The sequence below is a fragment of the Sphingomonas sp. BL-S-05 genome, from assembly GCF_055521695.1.
The window spans coordinates 1339873-1355111 of the sequence record NZ_CM145499.1; the positions used below are offsets into that span (position 1 = coordinate 1339873).

14 protein-coding genes and 3 tRNA genes are annotated in these 15239 nt (G+C 66.6%); 7 read left to right on the forward strand and 10 right to left on the reverse strand.

Annotation, left to right across the window (positions count from 1 at the left end; all coding sequences use genetic code 11):
• The first annotated feature begins 20 nt into the window (after window positions 1–20).
• On the forward strand, window positions 21–1661 hold the full coding sequence (locus tag ACZ1JS_RS06060; protein ID WP_465168160.1) for a glycoside hydrolase family 43 protein: 1641 nt from the start codon (window positions 21–23) through the stop codon (window positions 1659–1661).
• Between the two features lie 109 nt (window positions 1662–1770).
• On the opposite strand, the gene ACZ1JS_RS06065 is transcribed toward ACZ1JS_RS06060, so the two are convergent.
• Together ACZ1JS_RS06065 and ACZ1JS_RS06070 are read right to left on the reverse strand one after the other, a co-directional pair.
• Window positions 1771–1847: transfer RNA gene (locus tag ACZ1JS_RS06065), tRNA-Arg, on the reverse strand.
• Between the two features lie 158 nt (window positions 1848–2005).
• Window positions 2006–2082 (reverse strand) — tRNA-Arg (locus tag ACZ1JS_RS06070).
• A gap of 83 nt (window positions 2083–2165) precedes the next feature.
• On the opposite strand from ACZ1JS_RS06070, the gene ACZ1JS_RS06075 reads away from it, so the two are divergent.
• Window positions 2166–2660, forward strand: coding sequence for a hypothetical protein (locus ACZ1JS_RS06075; protein WP_465168161.1), 495 nt, complete (start codon window positions 2166–2168; stop codon window positions 2658–2660).
• Window positions 2661–2842: 182 nt separating this feature from the next.
• Here the strand turns inward: ACZ1JS_RS06075 and ACZ1JS_RS06080 are convergent, their stop codons facing one another.
• From ACZ1JS_RS06080 to hemB, 3 genes are read right to left on the reverse strand one after another with little or no spacing between them, the layout of a single operon-like run.
• A complete protein-coding gene (locus ACZ1JS_RS06080; protein ID WP_465168162.1) occupies window positions 2843–5038 on the reverse strand; it encodes a spermidine synthase in 2196 nt (731 codons plus the stop codon).
• A complete protein-coding gene (locus ACZ1JS_RS06085) occupies window positions 5035–5565 on the reverse strand; it encodes a GNAT family N-acetyltransferase (protein WP_465168163.1) in 531 nt (176 codons plus the stop codon). The genes ACZ1JS_RS06080 and ACZ1JS_RS06085 overlap by 4 nt, the downstream gene beginning before the upstream one ends.
• Window positions 5562–6548: a porphobilinogen synthase gene (hemB, locus tag ACZ1JS_RS06090; RefSeq protein WP_465168164.1), complete on the reverse strand. Its 987-nt coding sequence runs from the start codon at window positions 6546–6548 to the stop codon at window positions 5562–5564. Before hemB ends, ACZ1JS_RS06085 begins: the two co-directional genes overlap by 4 nt.
• An 83-nt stretch (window positions 6549–6631) precedes the next feature.
• Between hemB and ACZ1JS_RS06095 the strand changes: the two genes are divergently transcribed.
• On the forward strand, window positions 6632–7516 hold the full coding sequence (locus tag ACZ1JS_RS06095) for a diacylglycerol/lipid kinase family protein (RefSeq protein ID WP_465168165.1): 885 nt from the start codon (window positions 6632–6634) through the stop codon (window positions 7514–7516).
• Window positions 7517–7598: 82 nt separating this feature from the next.
• On the opposite strand, the gene ACZ1JS_RS06100 is transcribed toward ACZ1JS_RS06095, so the two are convergent.
• From ACZ1JS_RS06100 to ACZ1JS_RS06120, 5 genes are all read right to left on the reverse strand, one after another.
• Window positions 7599–10274 (reverse strand): valine--tRNA ligase, encoded by a 2676-nt coding sequence (locus ACZ1JS_RS06100; RefSeq protein WP_465168166.1) that lies wholly within the window; start codon window positions 10272–10274, stop codon window positions 7599–7601.
• Between the two features lie 42 nt (window positions 10275–10316).
• Window positions 10317–10865 carry a DUF2497 domain-containing protein gene (locus ACZ1JS_RS06105; protein ID WP_465168167.1) on the reverse strand — a complete coding sequence of 183 codons (549 nt, stop codon included), beginning with the start codon at window positions 10863–10865 and terminating at the stop codon, window positions 10317–10319.
• A 20-nt stretch (window positions 10866–10885) separates the two neighbouring features.
• Window positions 10886–12457 (reverse strand): TolC family outer membrane protein, encoded by a 1572-nt coding sequence (locus ACZ1JS_RS06110; RefSeq protein ID WP_465168168.1) that lies wholly within the window; start codon window positions 12455–12457, stop codon window positions 10886–10888.
• A gap of 7 nt (window positions 12458–12464) precedes the next feature.
• Window positions 12465–13136: a protein-L-isoaspartate O-methyltransferase family protein gene (locus ACZ1JS_RS06115; RefSeq protein WP_465168169.1), complete on the reverse strand. Its 672-nt coding sequence runs from the start codon at window positions 13134–13136 to the stop codon at window positions 12465–12467.
• Window positions 13137–13278: 142 nt separating this feature from the next.
• Window positions 13279–13593 carry a hypothetical protein gene (locus ACZ1JS_RS06120; protein WP_465168170.1) on the reverse strand — a complete coding sequence of 105 codons (315 nt, stop codon included), beginning with the start codon at window positions 13591–13593 and terminating at the stop codon, window positions 13279–13281.
• Window positions 13594–13768: 175 nt separating this feature from the next.
• Between ACZ1JS_RS06120 and ACZ1JS_RS06125 the strand changes: the two genes are divergently transcribed.
• The 4 genes from ACZ1JS_RS06125 (at window position 13769) to ACZ1JS_RS06140 (ending at window position 15231) form a co-directional block, all read left to right on the forward strand.
• A tRNA-Cys gene (locus ACZ1JS_RS06125) sits at window positions 13769–13842 on the forward strand.
• Window positions 13843–13961: 119 nt separating this feature from the next.
• Window positions 13962–14228, forward strand: a complete 267-nt coding sequence (locus ACZ1JS_RS06130; RefSeq protein WP_465168171.1) for a hypothetical protein — start codon at window positions 13962–13964, stop codon at window positions 14226–14228.
• The gene (locus ACZ1JS_RS06135; protein WP_465168172.1) at window positions 14225–14668 is read left to right on the forward strand and encodes a periplasmic heavy metal sensor; all 444 of its coding nucleotides are present in this window, start codon (window positions 14225–14227) and stop codon (window positions 14666–14668) included. Before ACZ1JS_RS06130 ends, ACZ1JS_RS06135 begins: the two co-directional genes overlap by 4 nt.
• Window positions 14665–15231 (forward strand): RNA polymerase sigma factor, encoded by a 567-nt coding sequence (locus tag ACZ1JS_RS06140; protein ID WP_465168173.1) that lies wholly within the window; start codon window positions 14665–14667, stop codon window positions 15229–15231. Before ACZ1JS_RS06135 ends, ACZ1JS_RS06140 begins: the two co-directional genes overlap by 4 nt.
• Window positions 15232–15239 lie beyond the last annotated feature (8 nt).

Genomic DNA, 15239 nt, shown 5'->3' on the forward strand with positions numbered 1-15239 from the left:
CTCTCCGACAGGAACGACCGATGCTCCGCACTTTGATGACCGGACTGGCACTCGCCGCCAGCACCATTGCGCTGGCCGAACCGGCGCGGTTCAGCCGCTTCACCTATGAGGGCCGCAGCGTCGAACGTGCGACGCCCGGCCCCGACCAATATCGCAACCCGATCCTGTCGGGCTATTATCCCGATCCGTCGGTGACCCGCGTCGGCGACGACTATTATCTCGTGCTGTCGTCTTTCGCCCATTATCCGGGGCTGCCGATCTTCCATTCGAAGGATCTGGTCAGCTGGACTCAGATCGCCAACGCGATCAGTCGGCCCGAACAGCTCGACTTCACCGGGCGGCGCGTGTCGGAGGCGGTGTTCGCGCCCGACATCTCCTATCACGACGGCACCTTCTACATCGTCAACACCTGCGTCGCATGCAAAGGCAATTTCGTCATCACCGCCAAGGATCCGAAGGGGCCGTGGTCGGACCCGATCTGGCTGCCGTTCGAAGGTATCGACCCGTCCATCTATTGGGAGGGAGACCGGGCCTATATCGTCAACAACCGCGCCCCGAACGAGCCGCCGCGCTATGACGGCCATCGTGCGATCTGGGTCCAGGAATATGACTGGCGCGCCGGCAAGATGGTCGGGGAATCGACCCAGCTCATCAATGGCGGCGTCGACATCAGCAAGAAGCCGGTATGGATCGAGGGGCCGCACATCTTCCGCAAGGACGGCTGGTACTATCTGACCGCTGCCGAGGGCGGCACCAGCGTCAACCATTCGCAGGTCGCCTTCCGTTCCAAGAGCCTGCGCGGGCCGTTCACCCCGTGGAGCGGCAACCCGATCCTGACCCAGCGCGACTTGCCTAATGACCGCACCGATCCGGTGTCGGCAGCGGGCCATGCCAAGCTGGTGCAGACGCAGAATGGCGACTGGTGGGCGACCTTCCTCGCGGTGCGCCCGTACGGCGACGATTATTACAATATCGGGCGCGAGACGTTCCTCTTGCCGGTGACGTGGAAGGATGGCTGGCCGACGATCCTGCCCGCCGGACAGCGCGTACCGTTCGTCGCCACCCATCCGAAGCTGCCGCGCCAGCCCGCCCCGAAGCTGCCGACCAGTGGCGATTTCCGCTATGTCGACGAATTCGACGGCAACACGCTCGCCATGCAGTGGATCGGCGTGCGTACGCCCAAGGCGCCGGTCTATCGCGTGGCCGGTGGGGAGTTGCTGATCGAGGGCGGTGCGCCGATCGGCGACCTGAACGGGGTACCGGGCTTTGTCGGTCGGCGGCAGCAGCACCATATCGCGACGATGGGTACGACCGTCGCCTTCACGCCGCAACGCGACGGTGACCGTGCCGGACTGGCGGCGATGCAGAATGACGAAAACTATCTGTTCTTTGGCGTCACCCGGCTGGCCGGCAAGCGCGTCGTCGCGCTCTACACCCGGAACAAGGGGGCCGAGGCGCTGGTCGCCTCTACCCCGGTCGCGGACAACGCACCGGTCACGCTGACCATCCGCGCCGATCGCGGCACGATGGCGTTCGACTTCGCCACGGGCGGCGCGAAGCGGAAGCTAAAGACCGACGTCGACGTCCGCTTCCTCAGCACGAAGGTTGCGGGCGGCTTTGTCGGCACCGTCGTCGGCCCCTATGTCTGGCAGGCGAAATAGCGTGGTTGAGTGCGGGAGCGTCGCGGTGGCGCTCCCGTTTTCGAACGGACGGTTCGGTACCGAACACAAAGAAAACCCCGCCGGACCGATGGTCTGGCGGGGTTTTCCATGGCGCACCCGGAACGATTCGAACGTCCGACCCTCAGATTCGTAGTCTGATGCTCTATCCAGCTGAGCTACGGGTGCCCGGTGGAGGCAGCCTGTTAGACGCGGCTTTTTGGTCTGGCAAGCCCCTGAACCAAATGTTCGTGGCGACCCGCTACGGACGCGTCCAATATTGCCGACCAATCTGTACGACCAACAAAGAAAACCCCGCCGGACCGATGGTCTGGCGGGGTTTTCCATGGCGCACCCGGAACGATTCGAACGTCCGACCCTCAGATTCGTAGTCTGATGCTCTATCCAGCTGAGCTACGGGTGCCCGGTGGAGGCAGCCTGTTAGACGTGGCATTTTGGTCTGGCAAGCCTGTTGTGCGATTTTTTTTGGACGCATATCGGGGACAGATGAAAGCCACCCTGCTCCCGCCCGTCCTGTTCGCCGCCCTGTTGTCGGCCTGCGCCGCGCCGCGCGGGGACTATCCGTCGCTGCTGCCGCGACCGATCGAGCAGATCAGCCTTGCCGAACCGGTACGGCCGGTGCCGGTCGCAAAACCCGACGCCCCGTTGGATGGGAAGATCGCCGCCGCGAGCGGGGCGGTCGCCGCGGCGACGCGATCGTTCGATGCGGCCGTCGCGCGTGCGCTCCCGCTGGTCCGCGCTGCGGCTGGTAAGGCCGAGGGCAGCGAGCCATGGCTCAATGCGCAGGTGGCGCTGGCCGAGCTCGACGTCGCGCGTACCACGATCGACCCGCCGCTCGCCGATCTCGAACGCTTGGCGATCGACCGCGCCGCCGCCGGTGCCCCGCCCTATCCCACGCTCGATGCCGCGCTGGCGAAGGCGACCGATGCGGCCAATACGCAACGCGCGACGATCGCGACGCTGGGGACCAGTTTGCGATAGGCCGGTAAAGAAAACAGGGCCGTTCGTGCCGAGTAGGCGCTGAGCGAAGTCGAAGACCCGTATCGAAGCATCTGCCCCAACCGGTCCTTCGATACGCCATTTCGACATGCTCAATGGCTACTCAGGACCAACGGACGGTGGGCAGGCCGCGCGCCGCCATGCGATGCACGCCACCAACTGTGCTATTGCAACGCCCGCAGCACTGGCAGGATCGATGCATAATCGTCGGTCCATGGCGCGGTGTCGGTGACCGGCAGCGGCTCCCAATAACCACCGCTCGCCAGCAACTCGCCCAGCACCTCGGGATCGCGGGTCAGCGCGATCCACACCGACCCGCTATCCCCTGCCGCGCCGCCGACCGGCTGATAGGAAAGTTGTGCGGCCATCCATCCCGACGCCGTCCGCGCGACGACCGGCGCCAGATCGAGATAACGGTTCGACACATGCACCAGCAACAGCCCGCGCCGCCCGAGCACCCGACCATAGGTGTCGAACGCCTCGCGCGTCATCAGGTGCATCGGCACCGCGTCCGATGAAAAGGCATCGAGCGCCAGCAGGTCGAGACTACCCGCCGCCGCCTGCGCGATGCTCAGCCGGGCATCGCCCAGCACGATCTGCGCATCGGGCGCACAGCGTCGCAGGAAGGTGAAGGCACCCGAATCGCGCGCGATCCGCACCACGACCGGATCGATCTCGTAGAAGCGCCATTGCTGCCCCGGCTTGGCGTAACAGGCGAGCGTCCCGGTGCCGAGGCCGACGATGCCGATCCGCGCATTGCGGCCGTACAGCGCGGGCGCGGCCCGCAGTGCCTCCCCCACCCCGGAATTGGGGACGTAGTAGGTGGTCGGGGTCCGTTCGCGCTCGGGACTACCGGTCAACTGGATGCCGTGCAGCGTGGTGCCGTGCTGCAACTCGTTCACCGCCTGCCCGCGCGTGATGGTATAGACGCCGAAATAGCTGCGCGTCCGCGCCCCCGGCTCCAGCGACAACTGGATCGCGCGATAGCCGCCGAACAGGAACAGCGCGCCGGCCAGCGCAAAGACATAGGGCAGGCGCGATCCGATCGCGACGACGCCGACGATGGTGATGGCTAGAAACGCGATCGGTTCGGGTGCCGCACCCAGCACTTTCCCCGGATTGGCGAGGCCCAATATGATCAATCCGCTGATGACGACCAGTGCCGCGATGGTCAGCCGCGTACCACCCGCGCGCCACAGCCGCTCGGTTACCGGCAACAGGAACGGCAGCGGCGCAAGGATACCGGCCGCGAGGATCAGCAGCGGATATTCATAGGTCCAGTCGAACAGCACCGGCGCGACCAGTCCGGCGAACACCCCGCCCAGCGCGCCGCCGACCGACATCGCCAGATAAAATCCGGTCAGCCGCGCCGGCGCCGGTCGCAGCGCATACATCTTCGCATGAAGCGCCACCGATACGGCGAACAACAGCATCAGCGCCGCCAGTGCGCTCAGTAATGGCCAGTCATGATGGCCGCCGATCATCATCCCGCCGAACACCAGAATGGTAATCGGAGCATAGCGGGTGATCGCATCCGCCAGCCCGCGCCGGTCGGCAAAGGCGACGGTAAAGCTGAGCAGATACAGCCCCAGCGGCAACACCCATAGCAGCGGCACCGCGACGATGTCGGTGGTCAGGAAGGTCGAGGTTGCCAGCATCAGCCCCGACGGCACCAAGGCCAGCACGATCCAGTGCAGCACCCGCAGCCGACCCGGTGCCTCGCCCGGCTCGAGCTTCACCGCCTGTTCGCGCCGATGCGGCAGCAGCCATCCGCAACCGATGACGAGGACGGTCAACAGCGCATAGCCGGCACTCCACCCCCAGCTTTGCGAACGCAGCGGCAGCAGTGGCTCGACGAGCAGCGGATAGGCGATCAGCCCGGCGAAACTGCCGACGTTTGACGCGGCATAGAGCGCATAGGGGTCCCGCCCCGGGCAAAGAAACGCGAACCAGCGTTGCAGCAGCGGCGCCTGTGCCGACACCGCGAAGAACAAGGGCCCGATCGATGCCGTCAGCAGCCACGGCGCCCAAAGCGCCGGCTCGACCCCGGCGGGCACCTGCGTCGCATTGACACCGATCGGCAGCCACACCGCCGCGCATAGCAGCACCAGCAGATGCACCGCCGCCTGCGCCTTCGGCATCAGCTTGCCGAGGAGATGGGCATAGGCATAGCCGCCCAGCAGCAGCGCCTGATAGACCAGCATCGCCGAATTCCACACCGCCGGCGCCCCGCCCAGTTGCGGCAGCGCCATGCGCGCGACCATCGGCTGGACAAGGAACAGCAGGAACGATCCGGTCAGGATCGTCGCGACGAAGATCCACCGGATCGGCCACCCGGCAGTCCGTTCGGGTGCGCTCACGGGCGCTGCTTCCAATAGGTGATATGGCGTTTGAGCGGGCTGTCGTCAGGCACGGCGGGATGATCGAAATCCTGATCGAGCGCGCGGACCATGCCCAGCCGCTCCATCAACCCCCAGCTACGCGTATTGGCCGGACCGGTGATCGCGCCGATCCGATCGACGGGCAGGTTCGCGAAACCCCAGTCGAGGCTGGCCTGTGCCGCTTCCCGCGCAAATCCCCTGCCCCAATGTTCCTTGCCGAAGCGCCAGCCGATCTCGACCCCGCCCTCCAGCGGCGTACCCTCGGCGCCCGGCTTCAACCCGCAAAAGCCGAGCATCTGTCGGCTCGCGCGCTCCTCGACCACCCAGAAGCAATAGCCATGCTGGTCGGCGAACCCGTCCTGCCGGGCGATGGCCGCGTCGACCTCGTCGCGGGTCAGCAGCGCCGGAAAGTACCGCATGACCTCCGGGTCGGAACAATGCGCGTAGAAGGTAGCGCGGTCCCGCTCCTGCCAGCGCCGCAGCACCAGCCGTTCGGTATCGATCATGCCCCCAGCAACCGCGCCGCATGCGCCGCATGATAGGTCAGCACGCCCGAACACCCCGCCCGCTTGAACGCCAGCAGCGTCTCCAGCACCAGCGCGTCGCGATCCGCCACGCCCGCCGCCACGCCGGCCTCGATCAGCGCATATTCGCCCGACACCTGATAGGCGAACACCGGCACCTCGAACGCCGCCTTCACCCGGGTAATGATGTCGAGATAGGGCAACCCCGGCTTTATCATCACGCTGTCGGCACCTTCGGCGATATCGAGTGCCACCTCGCGCAACGCTTCCTCGCTGTTCGCGGGGTCCATCTGATAGGTCTTCTTGTCGCCCTTCAGCAGGCCATGCGTGCCGACCGCATCGCGGAACGGTCCGTAGAAGGCGCTCGCATATTTGGCGGCATAGGCCATGATCTGCACATTGATATGACCCACGCTTTCCAGCGTCTCGCGGATCGCGCCGACCCGACCGTCCATCATGTCCGACGGCGCCACGATATCGCTACCCGCCTCCGCCTGCACGATCGCCTGCCGGACCAGCGCGTCAGACGTCACGTCGTTCAGCACATAGCCGTTCGCATCGACGATTCCATCATGGCCATGCGAAGTATAGGGGTCGAGTGCGACGTCGGTCAGCACGCCGATCTCGGGCACCGCATCCTTGATCGCCCGGATCGCGCGGCACATCAGATTGTCGGGATTGAACGCCTCCGCCCCGTCGTCGCTGCGCAGATGGCGCGGCGTGTTCGGGAACAACGCTACTACCGGGATACCAAGATCCCGGGCCTCACGTGCACGATCGACAATTCCTGCCAGATTCCAGCGAGATACGCCCGGCAATGCCGCGATCGGCTCCCCGTCTCCCTCGGTCACGAACAGCGGCCAGATCAGGTCGGCGGGGGTCAGGACCGTCTCGGCATGGAGACGGCGGCTCCAGCCGGAGGCACGGGTGCGGCGCAGACGCAGCGCGGGATAAGCAGCGGACATGGCGCGACTTGTGGGCCAGACCAGCGACACGTTCAACCCAAAGTCGCGTGGCTCGATTTTCGTTACGGAGCGTTACCGACCGCATGACGCAGATCCGCTCCGCCGCCATGATCGTCAATGCCCGGTCGCGCAGCGGGCAGGACCAGTTCGCCCAGGCGTGCAGCGCGATGCAGGGCATGCCGTTCGAGGTCGACGCGCATGCCGTCGAAAACCCCGACGACCTCGTACCCACGCTGCGACGCGCGCTCGAACGCAAACCGGACCTGGTGATCCTGGGCGGCGGGGACGGGACGATCAGCAGCCTCGTCGACTATCTGCTGGGCCATGACGTGATCCTCGGCGTTCTGCCCTTCGGCACCGCCAACAGCTTCTGTCGCACGCTCGGCATCCCGCTCGACATTCCCGGCGCGGTAGAGGTGCTGAAGACCGGTCGTCCACGTCGCATCGACCTTGGCATGATCGATGGCGACTATTTCGCCAATTGCGCCGCGATCGGCCTGTCGCCGCAAATCGCGCAGACCGTGCCGCACGGCGTCAAGAAGCTGTTCGGCCGCGCCGGCTATCTCGCCTGGGCGACGCTGCAATTCGCCAAGTTCCACCCCTTTCAACTGATCGTCGGCGAAGGAACGAACGCCAAACGGATGACCGCCACCGAAGTCCGCATCTCGAACGGCCGTTTCCATGGCGGCACCGAACTGGTCGAGGAAGCACGGCTCGACAGCGGCGAAATCATCATCCAGGTCGTTTGCGGCAAGGGCAAGCGCAGCTTGGTCCGCAACTGGGCCGCGGGCTTTTTCCGTCTCGACTCCCGCCGGGTCGATACCGTCACGTTCCACGGCAAGTCGCTGCGCATCGAAACCGTCCCGCCGCTGCCGATCTCGATCGACGGCGAGGTACTGGCCAAGACCCCGGTAATGGCGAAGGTCGCGGCGGGCATCATCGAGGTGATGGCACCCGTCGAGGCCTGAAGTCGTTCCTGCGCAGGCGGAAAAACGAAGGGAGAGCCCGGAAGACGTCGCCAGTCCAGCTCTCCCGGAATGACGGCGTCAGCTACCCCAGCCGCCCCAGCGCCGCATGCAGCCGCGCCGCCTCGGCCATCTTGTCGGCATGGTCCGCCCGCGCCTTTTCGACTGCCTCCGGTTTCGCGCGCTCGATGAAGCTCGCATTGCCGAGGCGCCCGCCAAGCGCATCCCGCTCCTTCTCGGCCGCCGCGATCGCCTTGGTCAGGCGGACGCGTTCGGCATCGAGGTCGATGACGTCGCCCAGCGGCAGGACGAAGGTCGCCTCGTCGACCACGATCTGCAACGCCCCGCCGGCCGGCGCGTCGCCGGCCACCGCATCGACGCGCGCGAGCCGCGCCAGCACCGCCCCCTGACGCGTCAGACGTTCCGCCGTCTCACCCGACGCATCACGGACATGCAGCGGTAGCCGCGCACCGGGCGGTACGTTCAGCTCGGTCCGCGCCGCGCGAATTTCGCTTACCAGCCGGATCAGCCAGTCAATCTCCGCCCGCGCCGCCGGATCGATCGCGCGCGCATCCGCCATCGGCCAGCGCGCCACGATCAGGTCGTTCGACCGCTCGCCAAGCGCATGCCACAGCTCCTCGGTGATGAACGGCATGAACGGGTGCAGCATCACGAGGATCTGGTCGAGCACCCAGCCCGCAACGGCGCGCGTTTCGTCGCCGCCCTCGGACCCGCCCTGCAACACCGGCTTGATCAGTTCGAGATACCAGTCGCAGAACCGGCTCCACGTGAATTGATAGACGGTGTTTGCGGCGCCATCGAAGCGCAGATCGGCCAGCGCGAGGTCCAATGCCTGCACCGTCTCGATCGTCTCGGCAATGATCCAGCGATTGACCGCCAGTTCGGCCTGGGGCGGTTCGATCGTCGTCGACGCACCGATCCCGTTGGACTGCGCAAAGCGGGTGGCGTTCCACAGCTTGGTCGCGAAGTTGCGATAGCCCTCGACCCGCTTCTCATCCATCTTGATGTCGCGGCCCTGGCTTTCCATCGCCGCCATGAAGAAGCGCAGCGCGTCGGCGCCATAACGATCGATCAGCCCGAGCGGATCGACGGTATTGCCCTTCGACTTCGACATCTTCGCGCCATCGGCGGCACGGACCAGGCCGTGGAGGTACAGCGTCTTGAACGGCACCTCCTTCATGAAATGAATGCCCTGCATCAACATCCGCGCGTCCCAGAAGAACAGGATGTCGAAGCCCGAGATCAGCACGTCGTTGCTGTAGCGCCCGCCAAGCGTCGGGTCGCCCTTCTCCGGCCATCCGAGCGTCGCGAACGGCCACAGCGCCGAGGAGAACCAGGTGTCTAGCACGTCCTCGTCGCGTTTCAGCGCAACGCCCTCGCCCGCTTCCGACTGTGCCTCTTCATAGGTTTCGGCGACGAAAACCCGGCCGTCGTCCGCAAACCATGCCGGGATGCGATGCCCCCACCATAATTGGCGCGACACGCACCATGGCTGGATATTCTCCATCCAGTTGAAATAGGTCTTTTCCCACGACTTGGGCACGATCTTGATCGCACCCGATCGCACCGCCTCGATCGCCGGCTGGGCCAGCGTCTTGGCATCCACATACCATTGGTCGGTCAGCCACGGCTCGATCACGACGCCCGACCGGTCGCCGAACGGCGTCTGGATCGTGCGCGGTTCGGCGTCATGCTCGGCGCCGTCCTTGTCGATATGCGGGATCAGGACGCCTTCGTCCTTCAGCCGCGCGACGACCGCTTTGCGCGCGTCGCCGCTCGACAGGCCGAGGAACGCGTCGGGAATCAGCCCGTCCGCCGTCTGCACGATGCGCGCCTTGGCATCGAGCATGTTCAGCATGTCGCGCGCTTCGATGCCCGCCCGCCGGCCGACCTCGAAATCGTTGAAGTCGTGGCCGGGCGTGATCTTGACCGCACCCGAACCCAGTGCCGGGTCGGCATGTTCGTCCGCGACGATCGGGATCAGGCGACCGGTGATCGGCAGGCGGACCTGCTTGCCGATCAGCGCGGTGTAGCGCGCGTCGTCGGGATGTACCGCGACCGCCATGTCGGCCAGCATCGTCTCCGGCCGCGTCGTCGCGACCTCGATAAAGCCCGACCCATCGGCCAACGGGTAGCGCAGCCGCCAGAAGCTGCCCTTTACCTCACGCGTCTCGACCTCAAGGTCGCTGATCGCGGTGCCGAGGCCCGGGTCCCAGTTCACCAGCCGCTTGTCGCGGTACAGCAGCCCTTCGCGATATAGCTGCACGAACACCTTCAGGACGGCGGCCGAAAAGCCTTCGTCCATGGTGAAGCGTTCGTTGGACCAATCCATCGAACAGCCCAGACGGCGCAACTGGCCAGTGATCTGCCCGCCGCTTTCTGCCTTCCATTCCCACACTTTTGCCACGAAATCGTCGCGGGAGAAGTCGGTGCGCTTCTGCTGCTGCTGCGCCATCTGCCGTTCGACGACCATCTGCGTCGCGATGCCGGCATGGTCGGTGCCGACGACCCAGCGCGCGTCCTTGCCCTGCAACCGGGCATGGCGGACCAGAATGTCCTGCAGCGTGTTGTCGAGCGCGTGACCGATATGCAGGCTGCCGGTCACATTGGGCGGCGGGTTGACGATCGTCCACGGCGTCGCATTCGGACGCTCGGGCCGGAACAGGCCATCCTGTTCCCAATGGGCATACCAGCGCGCCTCGATGGCGGCGGGGTCGAAAGTCTTGGGCAGTTCGCTCATCGCCGCCGCATGGCGCGGATGCGGCGGCGTTGCAAGAGAGCGTTATTCGCGGCCGCTGATCCGGGCGATCTCGCGCGCGACCATCGACTCGACGATGCCCGGCAGTTTCGCATCGAGCCATTCGCGCAGCATCGGACGGAGCATTTCGCGGACCAGCCCTTCGAGCGAATCGGCGCCCGGCGTCTCGGGCTTCACCAGCATCCGCGACAACTGGTCCAGCGCACCGCGACTCGCCTCGGCGGCGCGGTCCGACACGATCGACGCATCGATCTTGCCCGGTGCGGGGGCCGCCGGCATCGGCTCCGGTTCGTTGTCCATCCGCGGCTCGGGCGGCCGCGGACGCTCGACCCGCGGCGCCTCGACGCGGGGCTGTTCCATGCGGGGCGGTGGCGGTGGCGCTGCAACGCTCTGATTCAGCTCGAGGACCTCGTCGCGATCATCGACGTCACGTGGCTGCGCCGTCCGTATCGACTTGCGCCCGCGCAACGCCTGGGCCGATCCTTCGCCCTCTTCGGCGATGATCCGCTTGATCGAGGACAGAATGTCCTCCATCGACGTTTCGTTGCTGATATCGCCCATCGCAACCCTCATCTCTTCCGCCCCTTGAACGCTTAGCCTTCGGGGTTCGTCCGCGGCGTGTCAACGCCTTGCGTCGCGCGCGGTGCCCCGCCCTGTCGATTTGGCGCGTCGATCCCCTGTGTCGGGGTATAGGGATTGGGGGTCCGCTGCAAAGCGGGATCGAGTTCCCGCGTCACCACGGGCGTCTGCGCCGGGGTATTCACCGTGCTCGGTGCGACCGGCACCGGTGCGGGATCGTCGCTCCAGTCCCAGATGCGGTTGCGCACCCGTTCGTAATTCGCGACCGGATCGTACAGCGCCCCGCCGTCCAGCCCCAGGTCGCGCGCCTCCGCCCGGCCCATCGCCGCGAGCAGGGCGAACCCGGCGACATAGGCGTCGCGCCGTGCCGACACCAACTGCACCTGCGAATTGAGCAATTCCTGTTCGGCGTTCAGGATGTCGAGGATCGTGCGCGTGCCGACGCTATTCTCGGCACGTACCCCTTCCAGCGACAGGCGGTTTGCCTGCACCTGCACTTCCGACGATTCGATCACGCGCAATGCCGATTGCCACGCGGCGAACGCCGAACGCGCGTCCGACACCACCGATCGTTCGACCTGGGTCACCTGCTCGATCGCGGCGCCTTCCAAAGCCTGCGCCCGACGGATCTGCGCGCTAGGACGACCGCTCTGGAACAGCGGCAGGCTGAACTGGAACCCGGCCTGCGCCTGCCCGCCATCCTGTTGCAGCACGATGCCGTTCACCGACTGCGCCGACCCGAGGAAGCTGGTATAGCCGCCGCCCACCACCGCGCTGACCTGCGGGAGCCGGTTGGAGCGGGCGACGCGCACATCGAATCCGGCCGCATCGCTGCTGCGCCGTGCCGCGATCAGCGCTGGATTGTTCGAAACCGCCACGCCCACTGCGCCATTGGGATCGGCGGGCAGGTTCGGCAGCGCCGGCGGCGCGTCGAGCGTTCCCGCGGGCGCGCCCGTCGTCGCGACGTAATTTTCGCGGCTGCGGATCAGCGATGCTTCGGCGTTGCGCAGCTGTGCCTGCGCCGATGCCAGCCGCGCCTCCGACTGGGCGACGTCGGTGCGGGTCAGGTCGCCGACCTGGAACCGGTCCTGCGATGCCTGCAGATTGACCTCAAGCACGCGGACATTCTGCTGGTTCAGCCGCACGATCGCCTCGTCGCGGATCACGTCGTTATAGGCGGCGACCACCAGCGTGAAGACGTTCGCCTCGGTACTGCGCAGATTGGCGCGACCGGCATCGACCCGTGCATCGGCGGCGTGGACCCCGTTACGCACCGCCCCGCCGGCATAGAGCGACTGGCTGAGATTCAGCTGCGCGCTGCCGGTGCGGGGTGCCTGGGTGAAACCGCGACTGGCCGGGGTCAGGACGTTCTCGATCACTTGTCCCTGAGTCGTGATCTGAGGCAGCCCCTGCGACCGCGCGATCGGCACCGTTTCGTCGGTGGCGCGCTGGTTGGCGCGCGCCTGCGTCAGCTGCGGATTGGTCGCATAGGCGCGTGCCAGAGCCTCGCGCAACGTCTCCGCATTCGCGGGAGAGGCCAGCAACGCCAGCGCCGCGACCCCACCGATGAACTTCCCCCCCCGCATATGTTCCTTACCTTGCGAACTGAAACGTCTTGGGCCGTGCGAAGCCCGGTAGAACGACACATTCGAGATCGGCGAAATCCACCACCCCGAACCCGCCTTCGCTGCGGCGGCCGAGCGCCAGGCGGGTCACGCCGCGATCGACCAGTCCGGTCGCCAGCCGCCCGCCGGGGGCGAGCTGCTCGGCGACTGCGTCGGGCACTTCCTCGATCGCGCCGTCGATGATGATGACGTCATAGGGCGCGCCCTCGGCCCAGCCGGCCTTCAGCGGCCCTTCGACCACCGTCACCTTCGTATCGGCAATCGCATCGCGCGCCGCGCCGGCCAGTTCGGCGTCTTCCTCCAGCGCAACGACCGACCCCGCCAGCCGCGCCGCCACCGCCGCGGCATAGCCCATCGCCGCACCGATCAGCAGCACGCGGTCGGTCGGGCGGATGTCGGCGGCGACCAGCAGCCGGCCGGTGATCAGCGGCGGATTTATCGCCCGGCCGCCCCCCAGCGGCAACGGCGCGTCGCGATAGGCCAAAGCTGCCTGAGTCGAAGGCACGAACGCCTCGCGCGGCACATCGCCCATCGCGTCGACGACGCGCGGATCGCTGACGGCGCTGGTGCGAAGCTGGCTGACGACCATCGCGTGGCGCATCGCTTCGAAATCGGGTCGGGTCTGGTTCGAATCGGTCATGGTGCAATCCTGTCGCACAACTGTTTTAGCCACGCAATACACATAGCATCGCGACGCGCTGTCTATCGCGCTGCGCGGTCCGCGCCAAGGATGGGGCGGTGTATAATTTCGAACGCTACCTGAACACCGCCTATGCCTCGCATCACTGCTTAGCGACGTCTGGCAAATGCTGTACGACCTCGCGCGAGGCTGCGAACGTCAGATGCCCATAGTCGAAATGATAGGGTCCGTGATCGCTGTCGAACAGCCGACACCTGCCCGCGGGGCATTCCACTTCGACCTCGGACACATATCTGCCGCCCGCCTGCTCGATCAGCGGCCGCAACTTGCCGTCAATGGCGATGCGTTGCGACGCCAATTGCCCGGCCAAGACCTCCGTATCGCCGCGCAACATCACGCGCGCCAGAATTCGCGGCATGTCAGCCTTGTACTCGACGGTCGGGCCAATGACGGTCACCGCCAGCGTCGGAGCGCCTGCGCGAGATGGCCGCAACCGCCAATTGGAGGCGTCAGCATGACCATGACCCAATGAAGAACACTGCGTACTCGGGACCAGCGACTGCGTACTTTTTGCGAAGCCAGCTTGACGCCGCGCGCAAACGCACGCAAATGCCCGCCTCCCACCGTATCGAGGCGCGATGGCGGAGTGGTGACGCAGAGGACTGCAAATCCTTGCACCCGGGTTCGATTCCCGGTCGCGCCTCCAGGGGGCGGCATATGCCGCCCGAATCGGTTTCGCCCCGAAATTCGGCATAATCCGTCGCCCGGTCGAGGGTTAGCCAAACATGCTGCGTAGCATTCCAGTGTAACCATGGAATGGATGCCATGACCGACGATCTCGACCAATCGCTGCGCCTGCTGTCCGACGTCACCGACGATCCCCGGCTTGACGAGCTGGCGCCGGCGGTCTTCGCGCGGGTGCGGGCGGATGGTGCCGCGCGTGCCGCCGGAGTCCGGCTGGCGGGCCTCGCTGCGGTCGGTGCGGTCACTATGGGGCTAATCGCCGCCGATCCGATCCCGCGTCCACAGCCGGCAGCGACCTTTACCGACGATCTGGCGCTTGCCCCCTCGACGCTGCTGGTCGGTCGATGAGCCGGACCCGGTGGACGATCCTCGTCGCCATCGTCGCCTTCGTCGCGGCATTCGCCGGGGTGCTGGCCGGGCGGGCGATCGGCGGCGGCCACAGCGCCGGGCATGGCAGCGAACTCCACGCGCTGCTGCACGATCGCATGCAGTTGACCCCCGAACAGATGCGCGGCCTCGACGCGCTGGAGGCGGGCTATGCCACGCGGCGCGCTGCTTTGCAGGCACGGATGCGCGCCGACAATGCCCGACTGGCGCAGGCGATCGCGGCGGAGCAGGATGACGGCCCGCGCGTCGCCGCCGCCGTCGATGCCTCGCACCGCACGATGGGCGACTTGCAGAAGGCGACGCTGGCGCATGTCTTCGCGATGCGGCGGCTGCTTCGGCCCGATCAGACCCCGGCCTTCGACCGGGCGGTGGCACGCGCGCTCACCCACCCTGCCCAGTGACCCCCGCCGATCCCGGCTTCGACGATGGCGCGCTGGCGGCACAAGCGCTTGCCGGGAGCGAAGCCGCCTTTGCCACGCTGATGCAGCGGCACCGCAGTCGGGTCTATCGCCTGATCCTCAACAGCGTCGCCGATCCCGACGAAGCGCTCGATCTGGTGCAGGAGACGTTCCTGTCGGCCTATCGCGCGCTCGGCCGCTATGACGGGACGCGGCCGATGTCGGCGTGGCTGGCGACAATCGCGCTTAACAAATGCCGCGATCATGCGCGGCGGCGGGCGTTGCGGCGCTTCTTTTTCGGGGCGCGGACGATCGACGATGTCGCCGATACGCTCGCCGCCGGCGATCCGGATCAGGCGCGGACGGCGGAGCACAGGCAGGAGGCCGCCCGGCTGCGGGCCGCGCTTGCGCTGCTGCCGGCGACGCTACGCGAGCCGCTGTTGCTCTGCACGGTCGAGGAGATGCGCCAGTCCGAAGCCGCCGCGTTGCTCGGCATCTCGACCAAGGCGGTCGAGACCCGCATCCGTCGTGCCCGCGCCAAACTCGCCGAATTGCTAGGCGGTTGAGGGGAGGC